Source organism: Streptomyces sp. NPDC057428 (assembly GCF_042803195.1).
GTDB lineage: Bacteria > Actinomycetota > Actinomycetes > Streptomycetales > Streptomycetaceae > Streptomyces.
Genome location: NZ_JBHVCT010000005.1, coordinates 58,772 through 79,142, shown reverse-complemented (window position 1 = coordinate 79,142; position 20,371 = coordinate 58,772). Strand labels below are relative to the sequence as shown.

At 70.1% G+C, this 20,371-nt stretch carries 14 protein-coding genes, 1 tRNA gene and 2 pseudogenes; 6 read left to right on the top strand and 11 right to left on the bottom strand.

Going from position 1 to position 20,371, the window contains the following annotated elements:
- Window positions 1-2 precede the first annotated feature (2 nt).
- Window positions 3-1,325 (top strand): MFS transporter, encoded by a 1,323-nt coding sequence (locus tag ACFU5K_RS03410; RefSeq protein WP_384056360.1) that lies wholly within the window; start codon window positions 3-5, stop codon window positions 1,323-1,325.
- Here the strand turns inward: ACFU5K_RS03410 and ACFU5K_RS03405 are convergent.
- Together ACFU5K_RS03405 and ACFU5K_RS03400 are read right to left on the bottom strand one after the other, a co-directional pair.
- A complete protein-coding gene (locus tag ACFU5K_RS03405; protein ID WP_384056161.1) occupies window positions 1,255-2,043 on the bottom strand; it encodes a S16 family serine protease in 789 nt (262 codons plus the stop codon). The genes ACFU5K_RS03410 and ACFU5K_RS03405 overlap by 71 nt on opposite strands.
- 65 nt (window positions 2,044-2,108) lie before the next feature.
- Entirely contained in the window at window positions 2,109-2,750 is a 642-nt protein-coding gene (locus ACFU5K_RS03400; protein WP_384056159.1) for an IclR family transcriptional regulator, read from the bottom strand.
- Between the two features lie 668 nt (window positions 2,751-3,418).
- On the opposite strand from ACFU5K_RS03400, the gene ACFU5K_RS03395 reads away from it, so the two are divergent.
- From ACFU5K_RS03395 to ACFU5K_RS03385, 3 genes are read left to right on the top strand one after another with little or no spacing between them, the layout of a single operon-like run.
- Window positions 3,419-3,868 (top strand): hypothetical protein, encoded by a 450-nt coding sequence (locus ACFU5K_RS03395; protein WP_384056156.1) that lies wholly within the window; start codon window positions 3,419-3,421, stop codon window positions 3,866-3,868.
- On the top strand, window positions 3,868-6,162 hold the full coding sequence (locus ACFU5K_RS03390; RefSeq protein WP_384056152.1) for a hypothetical protein: 2,295 nt from the start codon (window positions 3,868-3,870) through the stop codon (window positions 6,160-6,162). Before ACFU5K_RS03395 ends, ACFU5K_RS03390 begins: the two co-directional genes overlap by 1 nt.
- Before the next feature lie 41 nt (window positions 6,163-6,203).
- Window positions 6,204-6,848, top strand: a complete 645-nt coding sequence (locus ACFU5K_RS03385) for a hypothetical protein (protein ID WP_384056150.1) — start codon at window positions 6,204-6,206, stop codon at window positions 6,846-6,848.
- Window positions 6,849-6,911: 63 nt separating this feature from the next.
- Here the strand turns inward: ACFU5K_RS03385 and ACFU5K_RS03380 are convergent, their stop codons facing one another.
- Both ACFU5K_RS03380 and ACFU5K_RS03375 read right to left on the bottom strand, forming a co-directional pair.
- The gene (locus ACFU5K_RS03380; protein WP_327118080.1) at window positions 6,912-8,693 is read right to left on the bottom strand and encodes a DEAD/DEAH box helicase; all 1,782 of its coding nucleotides are present in this window, start codon (window positions 8,691-8,693) and stop codon (window positions 6,912-6,914) included.
- A 193-nt stretch (window positions 8,694-8,886) separates the two neighbouring features.
- Window positions 8,887-10,374, bottom strand: a complete 1,488-nt coding sequence (locus ACFU5K_RS03375) for an MFS transporter (protein ID WP_384056146.1) — start codon at window positions 10,372-10,374, stop codon at window positions 8,887-8,889.
- Window positions 10,375-10,603: 229 nt separating this feature from the next.
- Here ACFU5K_RS03375 and ACFU5K_RS03370 point away from each other — a divergent pair.
- Window positions 10,604-10,678: transfer RNA gene (locus ACFU5K_RS03370), tRNA-Cys, on the top strand.
- A 259-nt stretch (window positions 10,679-10,937) separates the two neighbouring features.
- Here the strand turns inward: ACFU5K_RS03370 and ACFU5K_RS03365 are convergent.
- From ACFU5K_RS03365 to tnpA, 5 genes are all read right to left on the bottom strand, one after another.
- Window positions 10,938-13,271, bottom strand: coding sequence for a xanthine dehydrogenase family protein molybdopterin-binding subunit (locus ACFU5K_RS03365; protein ID WP_384056143.1), 2,334 nt, complete (start codon window positions 13,269-13,271; stop codon window positions 10,938-10,940).
- Window positions 13,272-13,347: 76 nt separating this feature from the next.
- Entirely contained in the window at window positions 13,348-14,901 is a 1,554-nt protein-coding gene (locus ACFU5K_RS03360) for a 2Fe-2S iron-sulfur cluster-binding protein (RefSeq protein WP_384056140.1), read from the bottom strand.
- Window positions 14,898-15,794 (bottom strand): FAD binding domain-containing protein, encoded by an 897-nt coding sequence (locus ACFU5K_RS03355; protein ID WP_384056138.1) that lies wholly within the window; start codon window positions 15,792-15,794, stop codon window positions 14,898-14,900. The genes ACFU5K_RS03360 and ACFU5K_RS03355 overlap by 4 nt, the downstream gene beginning before the upstream one ends.
- Before the next feature lie 249 nt (window positions 15,795-16,043).
- On the bottom strand, window positions 16,044-17,684 hold the full coding sequence (locus ACFU5K_RS03350; RefSeq protein ID WP_384056135.1) for a beta-N-acetylhexosaminidase: 1,641 nt from the start codon (window positions 17,682-17,684) through the stop codon (window positions 16,044-16,046).
- Window positions 17,685-17,786: 102 nt separating this feature from the next.
- Window positions 17,787-18,215 carry an IS200/IS605 family transposase gene (gene tnpA, locus ACFU5K_RS03345; RefSeq protein ID WP_384056133.1) on the bottom strand — a complete coding sequence of 143 codons (429 nt, stop codon included), beginning with the start codon at window positions 18,213-18,215 and terminating at the stop codon, window positions 17,787-17,789.
- Between the two features lie 10 nt (window positions 18,216-18,225).
- Between tnpA and ACFU5K_RS03340 the strand changes: the two are divergent.
- Window positions 18,226-18,921: pseudogene (locus ACFU5K_RS03340) on the top strand (RNA-guided endonuclease InsQ/TnpB family protein); the annotation flags it as partial.
- 37 nt (window positions 18,922-18,958) lie between these two features.
- On the opposite strand, the pseudogene ACFU5K_RS03335 reads toward ACFU5K_RS03340, so the two are convergent.
- Window positions 18,959-19,138 (bottom strand): annotated as a pseudogene (locus tag ACFU5K_RS03335) (carbohydrate ABC transporter permease); the annotation flags it as partial.
- Window positions 19,139-19,172: 34 nt separating this feature from the next.
- Window positions 19,173-20,366: an RNA-guided endonuclease InsQ/TnpB family protein gene (locus ACFU5K_RS03330; RefSeq protein ID WP_384056131.1), complete on the bottom strand. Its 1,194-nt coding sequence runs from the start codon at window positions 20,364-20,366 to the stop codon at window positions 19,173-19,175.
- Window positions 20,367-20,371 lie beyond the last annotated feature (5 nt).

Sequence of the window (20,371 nt, the reverse complement as noted above, 5' to 3'; positions counted from 1 at the left end):
CGATGGACGAGGGGAAGCCGGCCCTGCGCGGCCGCACGCCGCTCGCGGCCGTCCTGACGGCCAACTCCATATCGACGGCAGGCACTTCACTCACCCTGATCGGTGTGCCGTGGTTCGTCCTGGAGACCACCGGAAGCGCCGGCCGGGCCGGTGTGGTCGCCTTCTGCGCGACCCTGCCCATCGTCGTCGCCGCCCTGGTCGGCGGGCCGGTCATCGACCGGCTGGGCCGGCGCCGCGTTGCCGTGGGATCCGACGCGGTCTGCGGCGCGGCCGTCGCCGCGGTCCCGCTGCTGCACTACGCGGGCCTGCTCGAATTCTGGATGCTGTGCGCCCTGATGGCGCTGAACGGGCTGGCCCACACACCGGGGAACACCGCGCGCTACGTCCTCGTGCCCGACCTGGCAGAGCACGCGGGCACCACACTCGCCCGGGCGGCCAGTCTCTTCGACGCGGTGTCGCGTGGCGCCCGTATGGTCGGCGCCGCCCTGGCGGGCGTGCTGATCGCCGTCGTCGGCGCCGAGACCGTGCTCCTGCTGGACGCCGCCACCTTCGCGCTGTCCTCCGTGCTGGTGGCGGCCGGTGTACGCGGGGTCCGCGCGGCCGAGCCCCGCAAGGACGCCGCCCCCGTCTCGCTGCGCACGTACCGCGGTGAACTGCGGGAGGGTTACGCCTACCTGCTGGGCAACCGGCTCCTGCTCGCCGTCGTCGTCATGGTGATGTTCATGAACGGCACGGACCAGGGCTGGAACGCCGTCCTGCTTCCCGTGCACGCCGAGGCGGAGCTGGGCGGGGCCACCGATCTCGGCCTGCTCACCGCGCTGTTCGGGGCGGGCGGGCTGGCGGGCGCGCTGCTGTACGGCGCGGTCGGTCACCGCTTCTCGCGACGGACGGTGTTCACGGTGTGCGTGATGCTCTGCGGAGCGCCGAGGTTCGCGGTCGCGGGCCTGACCGGGACGACGCTGCCGCTGGCGGTCACGATGGCCCTGGGCGGCGTCGCCGGGGGCATGCTGAACCCGATCCTGACGACGATGACGTACGAGCGTGTCCCCGAGGAGCTGCGGAGCCGGGTGTCCGGCGCACTCACGGCGGGCTGCGAGCTGGCCATGCCGGTCGGCGGCCTCGCGGCGGGGCTGCTCGTGGAGACCATGGGCGCGGCCGGAGCGCTGCTGGCGATGGGCGGGGTCTACTTCCTCGCGACGCTGAGCCCGCTGGTGTTCCCCGCCTGGCGGTCCATGGAGAGCCCCGGAGGGCAGGTCAGCAGCTCGGGACCTTGTCCCCCTGCTCAAGGGCCCGCAGCGAGGACACCGCGTTCTTCAGTGTCGTGACGGGAATCAGCCGCAGGCCCTCCGGGCGCTCGGACTTCGCCTGCGTGCACTCCGCCTTCGGGACGAGGAAGACGGTCGCGCCGTCACGCCGGGCGGCCTGTGTCTTCAGGGAGACCCCGCCGACCGCGCCGACCGCACCGTCGGGCTCGATGGTCCCCGTACCGGCGACGGTGCGGCCGCCGGTCAGGTCGCCGCCCGAGCCGTCACCGACCAGCTTGTCGACGATCCCCAGCGCGAAGAACAGGCCGGCGCTCGGCCCGCCGACATCCTCCAGGTGCAGGGTGACGTCCACGGAACCGGCGGGCTTGTCCAGAAAGTTCAGGGCCGCGTCGACGGCGGAGTTCTGCGACTTCTCCATGTCCTGGAGGTTGTGCCGCTCGATCTCCTTCTCGGAGCCGCCGGTCGGATAGACCGAGTCGCGCGGCATGACGGCACGGTCCCCGCGGAACCAGCTGTCAACCACACTCGCCACCCGGACGTCGGCTGTGGGCGAGGTCGCCAGGATCGTCGTCATCCGCAGCTGACCGTCGGTGGTGCGGGTGGGTGCGCCCTTGATCGTGATGACCGGCTCGCCCTTGCTGTCCCCGAGGACGTTCGCCGTGGTACCGGGCTGCGCCACGGTGAACGGCAGCGGCGCGAAGGCCGCGGTGCCGAAGAGCGCGAGAACGGGCAGCGCGCAGAGGGCGAGGGCGCGGGGGCGTGAGAGACGAATGGCCACCCGCCCAATCTAGCCGCCACGCGCCTCCGGCTCCGCCCGCCCCGGTGTGACCTGGGCGGCACCCCTCACCGAAGCGCGTCCGCGACCTCCCGGGCGGCGTCGAGCACCCTCGGCCCGACCCGCTCCGGCACCGCATCCGCGAGCATCACGACACCCACGCTGCCCTCCACCCCACAGACCCCGACCAGCGGTGCGGCGGCTCCGCAGGCACCGGCTTCCAGCTCGCCCTGGGTGAGGGTGTAGCCGGGGTGGTCGACGGTCTTCTGCCGGGCGGTGAGGATCGCACGGCCCGCGGCGCCCCGGTCCAGGGAGTGGCGGAACCCGGCCCGGTAGGCGACGTGGTAGTCCGTCCACGTCGGCTCGACCACCGCGACGGCGAGGGCGTCCGCCCCGTCGACCAGCGTGAGGTGGGCGGTGGCTCCTATGTCCTCGGCCAGGGAACGCAGCGCCGGCAGCGCCGCCTCCCGGACGAGTGGGTGCACCTGCCTCCCCAGGCGGAGCACCCCGAGCCCCACCCTGGCGCGGCCGCCCAGGTCGCGCCGGACGAGGGCGTGCTGTTCCAGGGTGGCGAGCAGTCGGTAGACCACCGTGCGGTTGACGCCGAGTTTGTTCGACAACTCGGTGACGGTGAGGCCGTGGTCGGTATCGGCGAGCAGTTTGAGGACACGCAGTCCCCGGTCGAGCGTCTGAGAAGTCTCCGCGGTCACGACGCCCTCTCCCTCTTGGTGAGCGGGCGGTTGTCTCTCCGGAGATGCCGACGCCGGTCCCGCGGCGACGCACCGAGAGGCCGCCGACTGGCCATGGCACCGGCTGCGCTCCGCGGCCACACTGCCACGAAGCGTTCATGTTCCGGGGACATTAGCGAGCGGGTCCGCTCAGCGGAAGACCTCGTCCAGAATCCGGTCCCCCTCCTGAACGTGGCGGCAAAACCACCGGTCAGCGGGAAAGCGTCCGGAAAGCGAACATCTACGCGCGTTCACGTCTGATGACGTGACGCCAACGCTCCACACACCACGCGTGGACGACAGTTGACCCAGCGTGAATAATTCTCGTGAAAAATATTCCGAGGGGCGCCCCTCGGACCCTCACACGCACCCGGAGGGCGGCGTGCACCCCGCGCACCCGTCGTCACGCGGAGTGCACCATCCACCCCGACCACTCACGCACCGCGACGAGGAGACGCACCGGGCCCCGCGCGTCCGAGCCCTCACATCGGGTGTCACAGATTCTTCACATATTGCTCACGCTCGATCATTTCAATTAATGGTCAACTCCTGCGGAAGCCGTCGGACCAAGTCGATAGATTGGCCTTCCGCAGGCCCTTGCAAGAGGGACATACGGGAACTTATCGGCGCTACGGGGAGGGCAATCACCAATGGCGTGGGACGAATGGGAACAGCTAAAAGCCGAGGCGGCCGAGAAAAGCTCCGCCCGGATGCAGCTGAACCAGCTGCCGCCCGAAGCGGGAGGAGGTCCACCGGCCCAGGGCGACCTGAAGGTGAACCAGAAGGATCTGGCGGCGATCGGCAATGTCGCGTACCGGATGTACGGCGACCTCGAGAAGGCCGGTGACCACGCCCGCGCCTCCACCCAGAAGGCAGCCGGAACTCTGACGACGGAGACGTTCGCCCTGGGCGGAGCCCTCGATCACGTGGCCTCACGCTGGATCGACCAGGTCCGCTCCCTGATGGACGCCTGCGCCCACATCTCGAACCACCTCGACTACACCAAGGCCGCCCACGCCGGCGACGAGGCCTACATCGCCACGGTGGTCAGCAACATCGAGACCCTCGACAAGGGCTTCGACGAAAGGTCCGGCGGCTGATGGATCTCGATTCCCTGCGCTTCGCGAACTTCTCCGACCTTGACGCGGCGATCACCGACTGGGAACAAATGGTCGCAAAACTCAAGATTCTCCAAGGAGATGCCAAGGACGACCTCAAGGCCAAGTCCGACAAAGCGAACTGGGCCGGAGAGAACGCCACCGTCACCCGCGCTTTCGTGGACAAGACGGCGGGCGAGTTCACCGACGCCCACACCCAGGCCGGCACGATCACGAAGATCATCACCGACACCCGCGGTGAACTCGTCAGTTATCGCACTCAGCTCGACGCGGCGATCGACCGCGGACTCAAGAAGAACCTCACCGTGCGTGACACGGGCGAGGGGTCCTTCACCGTCACCATGAACATCCACCCCGACCGTGCGGCGGAGGGCACCACGGTGCCCGAGCACACTCAGCAGGACGTCGATGCGTTCCGCGACGAGATCCAGAACATCCTGAAGAAGGCCACGGAGAGCGACACATCGGCGGCCAAGGTGCTCACGCTCCTGGTCGACCAGGCGAAATACGGCTTCTCCGAGGCCAGTTACGCAGACCGGGACTCCGCGGCCAAGGCGGTGGAGGAGGCGGAGAGGGTCGGCAAGATCCTCAAGAAGGACCCGCACGACGTCACGCTGACCGAGCTCAACTCCCTCAACACCACCCTGGCCGCATACAAGAACGACCCGCTCTTCGCCGAGCGGTTCGCCACCCAGGTGGAACCGAAGAAGGTACTCGAGTTCTACGCCGCAGTCGCCGACCCGTACCAGGGCATGGGCAGGGACCCGAAGTTCTACGAGCAGGCGAAGCGGCTCCAGAAGAACCTCGGCATCACTCTGGGCACTGCCACGCTCTCCGACAGCGACACGATGCAGCGCTGGGAGGAGAAGATGGTGAAGCTGGGCACGGACCGGCTCGGCATCGACGACGCCAACGACCCCACGGGCTTCGGGGTCATGAGCAACCTCATGCGGTTCGGCGACTACGACGACCAGTTCCTCAACTCCTATGGTGACAAGCTCATCGCGTACGACAAGGAACGCAACATCGAGGACATGAGCCCCTGGATCAACAACTGGAACCAGGGCGACCTCAACTTCTGGGACAAGAACGACCGGGGCCGCGACCCGATGACCGGCTTCATGGAAGCCCTGGGCCACAACCCCGAGGCCTCCACCCAGTTCTTCGCCCAGCCCGAAGGCGCGGGAGACACAGTCAACAAGGACGGAGAGGTCAACGAACACCTCACGTACCTGACCAAGGACCGCATCTGGCTCCCGGACCCGACGCTGGACGGCGACGACAAGGTGAACGCGGGCTACGACGCGCTGGGCCACGCTCTGGAATCCGCCACCACCGGGTACGCGTACGACGCCGACCCGATGACCGGCAAGGACCCCCTTCATCCCGGCAGCGGGGACCACCGCACGGCTGCGACGGCAGGGGTCATGGAGCAGGTGGCATACCTGTACGGGAGCGAGAAGGGCCCCGAGATGCTGCACAAGCAGTCGGAGCTGGCGGACAGTCTGGGCAAGATGGGCGCGGCGTACATCGACGACATCGACTACAGCCTGTCGGGCATCGGCAACCACGCACTGGACGACGGTGCTTACCCCGCCAAGTACGCAGGGCGGGCGAATTTCGGCAATGAGGGTGCCGTCAACTTCCTCAGCGTGCTGGGTCAGAACGAGACGTCACATGGAGTTGTCTCAGCCGCGCAGCACCTCTACACCCTCAGCGCGTTGGACGCGTTCCCGGCCACGAGTGAGGCGAACATCGACACCGCTCACGACGCGATGACAACAGGTGCCGAGGCACGCGGCATCCTGGACCACTCACGCGTGCAGCAAGCCGAGACAACGTACAAGGATGACGCCGATCAGGCCAACAAGTCTCTCGGGCGGTCTGGGGACTGGGTCAAGCTGGGCGCCGGGGTGGTCGTCGGAGGCGGAATCGCGGCCATCCCGCTTCCCGGTTCCACCGCCGCCGCACTGGTGGTCGCTCCCATGGCGGCCGACACCGTCGGCGACATGGTGAATACGTTTATCGGCCACGAGGTCGACAAGAGCATCGACGACGCGGAGCAGGACGCCACCGAAAAGTCGCAGATGACCAGCCAGGAGTTCTACAACAAGGGGACCGACCAACTCGGCCTTACCTACGAGGCGTATCTGAAGGATAATCCGCAGTTGGGTGATACGACAGATCACCAGGACTGGACGCAGGACATCGAGGACGGCTACGACCTGGGATCGAGTCAGAACGACTACCGCGGGCGCGCCCCGTACAAGGACTGATCGTGCGACGGAGAGTCATGAACGTGAAGGACGCAACCCCCGTGGGCGCGACGGTGCGCCTGGCGCTCTGCGGAGCCCTGGTGGTCGCCGTGCTCACCGGGTGCAGCACCGACGGACCTGAGCAACCGAAGGAACTCCCCGCGTCTCAGATCTGCGACGGATCCCTGGGGCCCTCGGGTGAGTCCGCACTGAAACGCATCAGCGGCACGGACCGTTTCACGGAGCTCGACGGCTCCAACGAGGCCGGAGATCCGAATGCGTTCTCCCTGCCGCTCGCGGCGCAGCATCTCCATGACGACCTGAGTGACCGTAATCAGTGCCAGCCGTACAAGGCTGACAACGACTTCCCGGTGCTCAGCATCGATTTCGAGGCGCGGGACAGCCACTCGGATCCGACAAACGTGTCTGCGGACGATCTGTCTATCTACCCTCTGGGCCGATTCGCGGTCACGCACAAGGGCGGCGGTGCCACTCTGGTCTTCTCCTGCCCCACGGAAGGAGGCGGGGAAAGCACTCCCTACGTGAGGGCAAGGCTCACGGTGACGAAGGGGCAAGTCGGGCCCGACAGTACAGACAAGGACCAGATGGCCGTCCTGGCCGCCGTGTCCCGAGCCCTGGCTGAAGAACTGGGCTGCGCCGCGCAGGCGAAACTGCCCGCCGTAGTGCCGGACGCCCTGCCCGGATGACACCACGGCCCCGGTGCGGAGGCGGATCGCACCGCCCCCGCACCGGGGCCCGTCACGCCAGGCTCACCGCATCCGGGTGGCCCACTCCTGGACCTTCTTGATCCGGTCCTGGATCTGCCCGGCCGTCGCCTCCGCGCTCGGCGGACCGCCGCAGACCCGCCGCAGCTCGGTGTGGATCACGCCGTGCGGCTTGCCGCTCTGGTGGGTGTACGCCGACACCATCGTGTTGAGCTGCTTGCGCAGCTCCAGCAGCTTCTTGTGCGTGACGACGGGCCGGTCCTCCGCGGCCTTCTCCAGGAGATCGGCCTCAGCGGCCGGCTTCTGACGGCTGTGGGCGATCTGCCGGGTCTGCCGCTTCTGGAGCAGCAGCTGCACCTGGTCGGGTTCGAGGAGCCCCGGGATGCCCAGGTAGTCCTGCTCCTCCTCGCTGCCCGGGTGCGCCTGCATGCCGAACTCGGCACCGTCGTACAGCACCCGGTCGAAGACCGCGTCGGACTCCAGCGCCTCGAAGGGCAGCTGGTCCTCGGTCTCCTCGTCCTCCAGCTTCTCCGCGTCCGCGAGTAGCTGGTCCTCCTCCGCGAAGGGGTTCTCCTCGTCGCTGCCCTTCTTCGGCTTGTCGAGCACGTGGTCGCGCTCGACCTCCATCTCGTTGGCGAAGTCGAGCAGCATGGGGATCGTCGGCAGGAACACCGAGGCGGTCTCGCCGCGCCGCCTCGACCGGACGAAACGTCCGACGGCCTGGGCGAAGAACAGCGGGGTGGAGATGGTCGTCGCGTACACGCCGACCGCGAGGCGCGGTACGTCGACGCCCTCCGACACCATCCGGACCGCGACCATCCACCGCGACCCGTCCTGGCTGAACTTGTCGATGTTCTTTGACGCGGCCTTCTCGTCGGAGAGGACCACGGTCGGCTTCTCCCCGGTGACCGACTTGAGGATCTTGGCGTAGGCGCGCGCCGACTCCTGGTCCGTCGCGATGACCAGGCCACCGGCGTCCGGAATGCCCTTGCGCACCTCGGTCAGCCGCTTGTCGGCGGCGGCCAGCACGTTGGGGATCCAGTCACCGGTCGGCGCGAGTGCGGTGCGCCAAGCCTGCCCGATCGCGTCCTTGGTCATCGGCTCGCCGAGCCGGGCCGCGATCTCGTCACCGGCCTTGGTGCGCCAGCGCATGTTGCCGCTGTAGCTGAGGAAGATCACGGGGCGCACGACACCGTCGGAGAGCGCGTTGCCGTAGCCGTAGGTGTAGTCGGCCGAGGAGCGCCGGATGCCGTCGTTGCCCTCCTCGTACGCCACGAACGGGATCGGGTTCGTGTCGGACCGGAAGGGCGTGCCCGTCAGGGCCAGGCGCCGGGTCGCCGGGTCGAACGCCTCCTGGCACGCCTCGCCCCAGGACTTCGAGTCACCGGCGTGGTGGATCTCGTCGAGGATCACGAGCGTCTTGCGCTGCTCGCACCGGTTGCGGTGCAGCATGGGGCGCACGCCGACACCGGCGTACGTGATCGCGACCCCGTGGTACTCCTTGCTCACGGGTCCCGCGCTGTACTCGGGGTCGAGCTTGATGCCTATGCGGGCCGCGGCCTCCGCCCACTGCTTCTTCAGGTGCTCGGTGGGCGCCACGACGGTGATCTGCTGCACCACGTGGTGGTGCAGCAGCCATGAGGCGAGGGTCAGCGCGAAGGTGGTCTTCCCCGCGCCCGGCGTCGCGACGGCGAGGAAGTCGCGCGGCTGGTCCTGGATGTACTTCTCCATCGCACCCTGCTGCCAGGCTCGCAGCTTCCCGGCCGTACCCCAGGGGGCGCGGCCGGGAAAGGCGGGTGAGAGGTGGTGGGAGGCGGTAGTAGTCACGGTCTCCGGTTCGGGGCTCTCGGGTACGTGGGGCGCTGTCCGCACGGACCGGGACGGGCGCGTACGCGATACGACAACCGGGCCACCCTACCGGCGGGCACGGCCGGACCTCGTATGAACAAGCCGCCGTCCGGTACCGCTGAGACCCTCTTCACAGGCGGGGCCCGATTCACCGGCGAGCCCGGGACAGCCCTCAGGCTTCCTTCACCCGACCCGCCACCCACACCCCGATCAGCGCGACCGCCGCCATCGGCAGGAAGACGACGGTGAACGCGCCCGGGTGCGCACCCGCCGTACCGCTCCCCACGGCTCCGTGGGCGGCCGCGCCGACCGCGCCGCCGCCCAGCGCGGCGAACGCCGCGCCTCCCACGGCGAGCAGCAGCACATTGGCCAGACCGTCCGAGATCTGGAGCGCGGCCGAATTGGCCCCCGCCTCCTCCGGGGCCGACAGCTTCAGCAGCAGCACGCTCGTCGACGCGATCACGATGCCCATGCCGAAGCACCCGACACCCCAGACCACGGCCAGCGTCCACACCGGCACCGAATCGATCAGCACACTCGGCGCGGCCACGATGGCGAGGGCGGCCAGCACCATCCCGGCCACCATCAGCCTCCCCCCGTGCGGCTCCATCCGGGGCCGTGCCAGCACGTACGAACCGAGCGCCCAGGTCAGCCCGCCGGCGGCCAGGGAGAGGCCGGCCAGGGTCGGGGACAGTCCGCGCTGGGTCACGAGCATCAGCGGGACGAAGGACTCGGCCACGATGAACGACCCCGCCGAGATCCCCCGCAGCAGGATCACGGCCGGCAGACCGCGCGCTGCCCGCACGGTCCCCCGGGGCAGCAGCGCGCGCACGGCGGGCACGAGCAGGGCCGCGCCGACGGCGGCGGGCAGCAGCGACGCCCAGCGCAGCTCCTGCCCGGCGAACTGCAGCAGCCCCGCCCCCAGCGAGATCCCGAGCGCGAGCCAGATGCGCCGCCGGTCGAACGGTTCGGCCGCCGCCCGCGCGTCGGCCGGCCCGCCCGCCATGCGGCGGATCGCGGGCAGCGCGAGGCCCAGCGGCAGGAGTATGAGCACCGGGATGCCCACGAAGACCCACCGCCACCCGAGGTGCTCGGTCACGGTCCCCGAGGCGAGCGGCCCGACGACGGACGGGACGATCCAGGCCGCCGAGAACCCGGCCATGATGCTCGGCCGGATCCGCTCCGGGTAGGCCCGCCCGATGACCACGTACAGCGCCACGATCACCAGCCCGCCGCCGACACCCTGGACGGCCCGGCCCAGGACGAACATCCACATGCTCCCCGCCGTACCGGAGAGCAGCAGCCCCGCCCCGAAGGCCCCGATGCCGGTGGCGAGCGGGGCGAGCGGGCCGCGCCGGTCCGCCCACTGCCCAGAGAGCACCATCGCGAAGAGGCTGGTGGTGAAGTACGCGGAGAACGCGAACGCGTAGAACGGGATGCCGTCCAGCTCCCGGGCCGCCACCGGCATCGCCGTACCGACGGCGGTCGCCTCGAAGGCGATCAGCAGGACGACGGACACGATGCCGATGCTCAGCGCCCTGTACGTACGCCCGAGCACGCCTTCCGCCGAATCGGCCGCCGCATCGGGTACACCGGCCGGCGCGGTGGTCTCCACAAGGGTTGCGGTGACCTCGGCGTCACTGGGTTCCACGGCAGTCATGGCCCCCAGAGTAAGGGGCTATACGCCGGGTGACCCCTGTCGGAGGGCGGGTATCGGGCTGGTCCCTTCGACGTACGACCGACGCCCGTGAGACGGGCCGGCCCGGTGTGGGCCACCGCGGCGGCTCGCCGAACGTGAACGCGGTGTGGCAGTCGCATTGCGGCCCCCACGACACTGTTGAGGCGGCCCGGCCCGGCCCGTACGGTCGACAGCAGATCAAGAAACGCACGGCCGTGTGCCCGAGTGGTTCAGGGGCTCGACTGCAACTCGAGTTACACCGGTTCGAATCCGGTCACGGCCTCCAGCGGAAGCGCACGAAGGGGAACGGCCGCCTCCATGGTGCGGGGGCGGCCGTTTCCGTGTGCGCTACGCAGGGTCCAGCGAGGGCCGCACTGTGAGCCCTCCGTCGTTCTCGCAGGCCAGCTCTTTCGCCCAGAACCGACCAGGTCGCTGCTCCGGCAGGCAAACCCCACGAAGGCGCCATTCGACGCGGAGCCCAGCCCCCTGGTCAGCACCGGTGACACACCGCACCCCCGGGTTGCAAGTGCAACGTGAATCACGCGTCAGGACTTCGCGGCGGCCACCGCGGCCTGGGGCCTGATCGGGAGCCGGTTGACCGGGCGGCCTGTCGCGGCGCGCACCGCGGACGCCACGGCCGCCGGGGAGGTCACCACCGGTACGGCGGATGCCGCCTTGGCACCGAAGGGGGCGACCACGTCCCTCTCCTCCACCAGTTTCACGATGCGGATGTCCGGTGCGTCCAACGAGGTCGGAAGCGCGTATCCCGTCAGGTCCGGGTGCCGGATCAGGCCGCGCGCGGTGCGGAGGTTCTCCGTCAGCGCGGCGCCGATCCCCTGCGTGACACCCGCCTCGATACGGATCGCCAGCTGGGACGGGTTGAGGACCCGGCCGACGTCCTGGGCGACGGCCATCTCCACCACGCGGACCGAGCCGAGTTCGATGTCCACGTCGACCACCGCGCGGACCGCGCAGAAGGCCAGGCCCACGAACGCGTCGCCCTGGCCCGACTCGTCGAGGGGTTCGGTGGGGTGCGGGCGGCACTGGGCGGTGGCCCAGAGCTCCTTGCCGTCCATCGCCTCCGTGACCGTCGTGGACAGCACACCGTCGTACGAGGTGATCTTGCCGTCGGCGATCTGCAGGAGCTCCGTCGACATGCCGAACTTGTGGGCCAGCGGCTGCAGCAGCTGGGTCCGGACCATCTTGGCGGCGCGCTCGACCGCGCCGCCCGAGACCCAGGTGTGACGGCCGTGCGTCGCCGGGCCTGCGGGGGGCTGGTCCGTGTCGACAGCCGCGACGTGGACCTCCTCGATGCCCAGGGTCTCCTGGACGATCTGGCGGGCGAGCGTGGTGAAGCCCTGGCCGGTCTCCACGGCCGCGCAGATCACGGTGGCGGCACCGTCGTGGACCCGGACCGTGGCCGTGGAGACCTCGTCCGCGCCCTCGGCGCCGAGCATGTGGACCATGCCAAGCGCGTAGCCGACCCCTCTGCGTACGGCACCGGGCTCACCCGCGCCCTCCGGCCCCCCCGGGAGGAGCCAGTCGTCCTCCGGGGAATCCTTCGGCAGGGTCGGCAGCGGGAAGTCGCGCAGCTCGCCGAGGAGTTCGGCGACCGGCGCGGGGCAGGTCACCGTCTGGCTGGTGGGCAGCATGTCGCCGGTGGAGAGGGCGTTGCGCAGGCGGAGTTCGACGGGGTCGATGCCCAGCTTCGCCGCCAGCTTGTCCATCTGGCCTTCGTAGGCGGCGCAGACCTGCATGGCACCCTCGCCGCGTACGTGGCCTGAGGGCGGGTTGTTCGTACGGACCGCCCAGCCCTCAATGAAGGCGTGCGGGACGACGTAGGGGCCGCAGGCGAAGGCGACGGCGGCGGCCAGGGATTCGGACGAGGCGTCGGCGTACGCGCCCGCGTCGAGGAGGATCTGGGCCTCGACCTTGACCAGCCGGCCCTCGCTGTCCGCGTGATGGCGGTAGCGCAGCAGGGTCGGGTGGCGGTGGGCGTGGCCGAGGAAGGACTCCTCGCGGGTGGCGGCCAGCTTGACCGGGCAGCCGGTGCGCAGGGCGAGCAGGCCGAGCGGGATCTGGAAACCGGGGTCCTCGCGGTCACCGGTGGCCCCGGGGACGCCGGTCACGACGACCTTGACGCGCTCGGGGTCCAGCCCGAAGCAGGCGGCGGCGAGGTCGCGGTCGGTGTGCGGGTCGGTGGACGCCGTGTAGAGCTCGACGCCACCGTCGGGGCGGGGTACGGCGAGGCCGGCCTCCGCGCCGATCGGGGCGGGGTCCTGACGCCCGATGCGGTAGAGGCCCTCGACGATGACCTCGCCCACGGTGTCCGGGTCGCCGTAACGCAGGGGGATGTGCCGGATGAGGTTGCCGTCGGGGTGCAGCGCTTCGGCTGCGAAGGCCTTCTCCGGGTCGGTGACCGGTTCGAGAACCTCGTACTCGACGGTGATCGCGGCGGCGGCCAGCCGCGCGGTGTCCGGGTGGTCGGCGGCGACGGCGGCGATGGCCTCACCGTGGTGGCGCACGAGGTCGGAGGCGAAGACCGGCCGGTCGACGACGCTGCGGCCGTACGCGCCGTCCCCGGGGATGTCCTCGTGCGTGACGACGGCTCGGACGCCCGGCATCCGGGCGGCGGCCGAGGTGTCGATCGAGAGGATGCGTGCGTGCGGGTGCGGGGAGCGCAGCATCGCGGCCCAGAGCAGTCCCTCGGCCCACAGGTCGGCCGCGTAGGGGAACGTGCCCTCGGTCTTGGCACGGACGTCGGCGGGCGGCAGCGACGCGCCCAGACCGAGCGCGGGCAGCTCCTGGTCCGGTTCGGTGCCCTCGGACTGCGGGCTGGTGCGCGTGGTGCTGGTCGCGGTGGCTGCGTCGCTGGTCACGCCGCCTCCTTGTCGTTCGCTCCGTTGCGGCGGCTGGTGGTGGAGGTGAGCGGTCGTGCGGGGGACGGCGCGGAGTTCACCGGACGTCTCCCTCGTGCTGGACGCCGCCCTCACCGGGGGCGGCCTGGTGCGGGATGCGCGGTTCGAGGTCATCCAGCGTGCCCGTCGCCGGCTCCGAAACCGCCTCGCGGCCCGCGACGACCTCGCGTACGGCGTCGAGCACACCGCGGTAGCCGGAGCAACGGCAGAGGTTGCCGCACAGGGCCTGCCGCGTCTCCAGCTCGCTGGGGGCGTGGTTGCCCTCAAGGAGGTCGTGGACGGTCATGGCCATGCCCGGGATGCAGAAGCCGCACTGGACGGCCCCGCACTTGGCCAGGGCACGCTGGACGTCGGACGGTTCGCCGTCCACCGCGAGCCCTTCGACGGTGCGGACCTCGCTGCCGGCGGTAGTGGCGGCGGGCACCAGGCACGAGGCGACGAGGCGGCCGTCGACCTGGACGTTGCAGGCACCGCACTCGCCCTGCGAGCAGCCGTCCTTGGCGCCGGCGAGGCCGAGGCGCTCCCGCAGGACGTAGAGCAGCGACTCCCCGATCCAGGCGTCGGCGACGGGGCGGTCGGCTCCGTTCACGTGGAGGACGTACGAGGCGGAGGCGTGCTCGCTCGGTGCGTCCATGGCGGCGGCCGCCGGCTCGTCGGCCGGCACGAGGGGGTCCTCGAGGGCGTGCTCAAGGGCATGTTCGGGTTCGGGGACGCGTTCGGCCTCGGTGTCCGGGGCGTCTTCCGTCTCCGGGGTCTCCGGGGTCCCGGCGGTGTCCGCGACCTCCTCCGGCTCACCGGGGGTCTCCGGGGCCTCCGAGGGTGCGTCCGGGGCCGGATGGGCGCCCTCGGCGCCCTCGGGGGTCTGCCCTGTCTCTGCGGCTTCCTGCGGCGTCTCAGCGGCCTCCTGCGGCGCCCCAGGGCCCTCCTCGGCCACGGTGGCGGGCTCCGACGGCTCGGGCACCACCGGTTCCTGCGTCGCCCACGGCGCGCGAGCGCCGCCGGGAAGGGTGACGGGGGGACTGTCCGCGTACCACTGGGCCATCGCCGAGGCCGCGAACTCGCCGGACTCCTCCGGAATGTCGCCGCCGGCGACCGGGACCGTCCACTGCCCGGTGTGCCCGGCAGGCTCGGGGGACGGCTCGGGTTCGGGTTCGGCGGGGTGTGCGGCCTCGTTGAAGTTCCAGTGGGCCGTCGTGGACGACGTCTGCGCGTACTGGGACGTGTCCGGGTACGGCTGCTGGTACTGCTCCTGCTGCTGGTTCGGGTCGGGCCACCGCACCGCGTCCGGCGCGGCCTCCGGACCGGCGTGCTCGGCGGCCCGCTCCTGCTGGCCCTGCGTCTGCAGGACCCAACTGCCCGTGACCGCGGGGTCGAGCCCGGCGGCCGGGGTCAGCGGAAGGATCATGGGCGGCACGTAGCTGTGCCCGGGAGCGGCCAGCGGGTCGCCTCCGAGGTCCGCGAAGTCCTCCGGGGGCAGGTGGACGAAGGCGGTGGCCTCCGCGTCGTACTCACCGCCCTGCGGGGTCGGCTCCCAGCCGGCGTAGGGGTCGGGCTGCACGTGCCGCTGCCCGGGGTTTTCCTCATTGCTCACGACAGTGCCCTCCCCAGCGCGCGTCGGGCGAGCGCGGCGACCGTGCGCCGCAGGTGCAGGACGGCGGGTGACAGCGGCGGTGCCTCGCCGCCGTCTTCCGGTGGTTCCTGGTCGGGGATGCAGGCCGCGGCCACGTACTCGCCGAAGGCGGCCAGCGCGTCGGGGGCCAGGCCCCGTTCGCCGTCCCAGTCGACCAGGGAGGCGATCCAGCGCTCGGCCTCCAGGGGCCGCAGCGGCATCGGCGCGATCGCGCCGACCGCGCAGCGCACGCCGCGCCGGGCCGGGTCCAGGACGATCGCGACGGATGCTGTGGCGCGGCCGGGGCCGGTGCGGCCGGTCGCCTTGAGGAACACCTGGGGGGCGTGCAGCAGTGGTACGCGGACGAAGCCGATCAGCTCGGCGGGTTCGAGCATCTCGCGACCCGCCAGCAGGTGCGAGACGGGGATCTCCCGGCGGGCGCCCTCGGGGCCCGCGATGACCAGCTCGGCCTCCAGGGCCGCCAGGACCGGCAGCGCGTCGCCGGTCGGGGCCGCGGTGGCGATGTTGCCGCCGAGTGTTCCGGCGTTACGGATCTGGGGCGGTCCCGCGGCGCGCGCCGAGGCCGCCAGTGCGGGGATGAGGGCGGCGAAGTCGGGCCGCCCCATGCGTGCGTGGGTGAGGCCGGCCCCGAGGAGGGCGTGGCCGTCCTGGTAGTGCCAGCCGCGCAGCTCGCTGATCCGGCCGAGGCCGACGAGTCCCGAGGGCCTCAGCTGCCCCTTGTTGACGGCGGACATGAGGTCCGTGCCGCCGGCCACGGGGACGGCGGCGGGCATGGCGCCGAGAGCCGCCACGGCCTCGTCGAGCGAGGCCGGCAGCGTTACCGACCGCATCGCCTGCGGTGCGTGCGTGGTCAACCCAGCTGCCCCTTCCCGGTGTCCCGGCAGTCCCGCCTGTCCGCCGTACGGTACGTGCTCACGGCCGGGACGTGGCAACTCTGGCACATCTTCCGGGCGGCCCGACGCGAGGGTCCGCGAAGGGCGTTTCCGTCTCCGACCAGGCGAAAAATCACCTTTGACAGGTGTTCTGCCCAGTACACGAATTGCTTCTCTTCAGCAAGTTCGTACGCCTTATACAGTTCCCCTGACCGGAGGGCGGGACAGCGGTCACCTGGTCGGGGGCGGTCCTTCGATCGGGCGACCCAGGACACCGGGCCGGCGTTGCCACGGCAGGGGGCCGGCGGGCGGCCGGTAGTCGACGCCCATGGCGTCGAGCCGGGCGTAGTGGGTGCGCATGCGCCGGTCGAAGTCGGCGAAGTCGCGTTCCCCCGGGGCCGGGAGCGGCGACCAGGCGACCTCGGCGAAGGCCGCGAGCCGCGGGAAGACCTGGTAGTCGACACGGGCCTGGTTCTGCATGACCTCGGTCCAGACGTTGGCCTGGGTGCCGAGGATGTGCCCGGCCGCCTCGTCGGAGAGGCCCGGGGGGACCGGCTCGAAGCGGTAGACGTCCTCCAGGGTGCGCACGAAACCGATGGGCATCGGCTCGTCGGCGCCGCCGTCCTGACGGTGGTCCAGATAGACCTGCTGCTCCGGGCACATCACGACGTCGTGGCCGGCTTCAGCGGCGGCGACGCCGCCCGCGTAGCCGCGCCACGACGACACCGCGGCGCCTTCAGGGAGGCCACCCTCGAGGATCTCGTCCCAGCCGATGAGGCGGCGGCCCCTGCCGGTCAGCCAGCGGTCGAAGTGGCGGATGAACCAGGACTGCAGTTCGTCCTCGTCGGCCAGGCCGAGTTCGGCCATGCGGGCCTGAGCGGCCGGTGATGCCTTCCACTGGTCCTTGAGGCATTCGTCGCCGCCGATATGGATGAACGGCGAGGTCTCCGCCGGGAACAGGCCGAGCAGTTCCTCGAAGACGCCCTCGAAGAAGCGCAGGGTGTTGTCGGTGGGGGCGAGTACGTTCGGGTTGATGCCCCAGGTGTCCCACACGGAAAGGGCGGACGTGTCGACGACATCGGTGTTGCCGAGTTCCGGATACGCGCTGATGGCTGCCTGCGAGTGCCCCGGGATGTCGATTTCGGGCACCACGCGGATATGCCGCTCGGCGGCGTACGCGACGATTTCCCGGATGTCGTCCTGGGTGTAGTAACCACCGTGCGGTGTCTCGTCCCACAGTTCGGAGGCGCGGTGACCGTATTTGGTGCGTGCCCGCCACGCGCCGGCCTCCGTGAGCCGGGGATGGCGCTTGATCTCGATCCGCCAGCCCTGGTCGTCGGTGAGGTGGAAATGGAAGACGTTGAGTTTGTGCGCGGCCAGCAGGTCGAGCATGCGCAGCACGCCGTCCTTGGGCATGAAGTGCCGTGCCACGTCGAGCATCAGACCGCGCCATCCGAAGCGCGGACGGTCCTGGATCTCGGTGAGGGGAACGCGCCTTCCCGAGCCGGGACCCACCGGGGCCCGCCTGAACGCCTCGGGGCCGAGGAGCTGGCGCAGGGTCTGCGCCCCCCAGAAGACCCCGGCGGCGCTGCCACCGCTGATCCGCACACCCCGGACGGGGTCCACGCCGAGCCGGTACCCCTCGGGCTCCAGTGCGGGATCCACCTGCAGTTCGACGGTGTTCGTGCTGCTCGCGACACCCGTCGGTGCGGGGGCGAGGGGAAGACCGAGGGCGCCCCCGAGGGTGCTGCGCAGCCATCGCTCCGTGCCCTCGGTGCCGGGCCCCGCGGTCAGTGTCGTGGCACCGTCGAGTACGAATGCGCCGCTGTCGTCGCCGCCGGTGCGCACCGGCGCCGGAATCAGGTTGTCCATCCCTGATCTTGCGTGGTATCCCCGGCTTCTGCCGAGGAGGGAAACGCATCCTTGTCCCCGAGCCGCGCAGCGGCGGAGTTCTCTGCGGCTCCGGGGTGACGGTCAGGTGGGACGTTTCTGGCTCTCGATGTACTGGCGGATCACAGTCAGTGGTGCTCCGCCACATGATCCGGCGAAGTAGGAGCGGGACCAGAACACCGAGCCCATCCCGATCCGGTTTATCCGGCTGGTGTACTCGGTGCGCAGATAGCGCGAGCTGACACCCTTCAAGCTGTTGATCAGCTTGGACAGAGCGACCTTCGGTGGGTAGTGCACCAGCAGGTGGACGTGGTCGGTCTCGCCGTTGAACTCGCGCAGCTCCACGTCAAAGCTGCTGCACACCTCGCGCATGATCTCCTCGCACCGCTTGAGCATGACGTCATCGAAGACGCCTCGCCGGTACTTGGTGACGAACACCAAATGGGCATGGAGGTTGTATGTGACGTGGCGACCGTTGCGAATATCGGGGTTTGGTTCCCGACGCGGTGACATACTCCAAGCGACCGTCGAGCAGGCCGCACCGGACCCGCTGCCGGCGACCGGCAGCGTGGTCGGTATCGACCTCGGGATAGCCAACTTCCTCGCCGACTCCGACGGCGAGTTCGTTCCCAGCCCGCGCCACGGGCGGAGGGCCGGCGCGAAGCTCGAAGCCGCACAGCAGGCCCTCGCCCGGTTCCCGCGAGTCCGCCGGGACAAGCGCACGAAGAACCACCAGCGGGCGGTTGAGACGGTTGCGGACCTGCATCGCAAGGTCCGCCGCCAGCGCCTGGACCACGCGCACAAGACCGCGCTCGACCTCGTACGCCGGCACGACTTCATCGCGCACGAGAACCTCAGGATTCGCAACATGGCCAAGGCGCCGGCACCGAAGCCGGACCCCGAACGGCCCGGCAGCTTTCTGCCCAACGGGTCCGCGAGCAAGGCCGGGCTGAACAAGTCGATCCACGATGCCGGATGGGGGGTGTTCCCGACGATCCTGCACGCCAAGGCTGAAAGCGCCGGACGGGAAGTGATCGCCGTGGACCCCCGCAACACTTCCCGCACCTGCCCCCGGTGCGGGCACGTCTCGGCGGAGAACCGGCCCACACAGGAGAAGTTCCACTGCCAGTCCTGCGGCCACCACGCACACGCGGACACGGTGGGCGCCCTGAACGTTCTACGGGCCGGGCTGGTCCGTCGCGACGCCCAACCGGCATAGCGAGAAGCCCCCGGATTCATCCGGGGGAGGAGTCACGTCAGTCCTTCACCGCTCCGCCGAGTCCGGAGAAGAGGCGTCGCTGTACGAGGACGAAGAAGACCAGCACGGGAATGGTCATCACCGTGGAGGCGGCCATGATCCCTCCCCAGTCGTTCTCGTCGGGTTTGAAGAAGACCAGCAGCGCCATGAGCAGCGTCGACTGGGAGGTGTCGCTGATGTTGACATCCTCCCCTCCCTGAGGGAGGGGATTCCTACGGCTCGCGCCGTGGGGTTTTCTGCTTCGTCGCCGACTGCCCGCCCGGAGAACTCCGTTGAGGTCTTACACCAGCTCCACAGACTGTCACGGCCAGCCCGGCCGCCAGAAGGTTCTTCGCCGCGTTCACGTCCCTGTCATGGACCGTGCCGCAGCCGCACGTCCACGTTCGCACGTGCAGGGGCATCTTCGATGCGATGGTGCCGCAGTTCGAGCACAGCTTCGACGAGGGGAAGAAGCGGTCAACGACCACCACGTCCCGCCCGTACCACCCGGCCTTGTACTCCAGCATGGTGCGGAACTCGGCCCATGCCGCGTCACTGATGGCGCGGGCCAGCGAACGGTTTCTGACCATGTTGCGGACGGTCAGGTCCTCGATCACGAGCGTTTGGTTCTCACACACGAGTCGGGTGGTCAGCTTGTGCAGGTGATCACGACGCCGGTCAGCGATCCGGGCGTACACCTTGGCAACCTTCAGCCGGGCCTTCGCCCGATTGCTGGAGCCCTTCGCCTTCCGGGACAGGTTCCGCTGCGCTTTCGCCAGACGGGCCCGGTCGCGACGCTCATGCCTCGGGTTCGAAACCTTCTCCCCGGTCGACAGGGTCATCAGGGCGGTGAGGCCCACGTCGATACCGACCGCCGCGTCCACGGTGGGCGACGCCTTCACCGAGGGGTCTTCGACGAGCACCGACACGAACCAGCGCCCCGCCGGATCCTGCGACACCGTCACCGTGGACGGCGAAGCACCCTCGGGCAGGGGCCGCGACCACACGATGTCCAGCGGGTCCTTCATCTTCGCGAGAGTGAGACGGCCGCCCTGGAAACGGAAGCCGCTGGTGGTGTACTCCGCCGACCGGCGGGACTTCTTCCGGGACTTGAAACGCGGATATTCGGCCCGCTTGGCGAAGAAGTTCGCGAAGCCGGCTTGCAGGTGCCGCAGGCACTGCTGCAACGGCACCGACGACACATCGTTCAGGTACGCCAGTTCGTCGGTCTTCTTCCACGCGGTGAGCATCGCCGACGTCTGGTTGTAGTTGACGCGCTCCTGACGCGTCCACGCCTGCGTGCGTGCGGCGAGCGCCAGGTTGTAGACCTTCCGCACACATCCGAAGGTGCGCGACAGCTCCGCCGCCTGCGCATCCGTCGGATAGAAGCGGTACTTGAACGCCCGCTTCACGTGACTGGTGGCCATGGCTC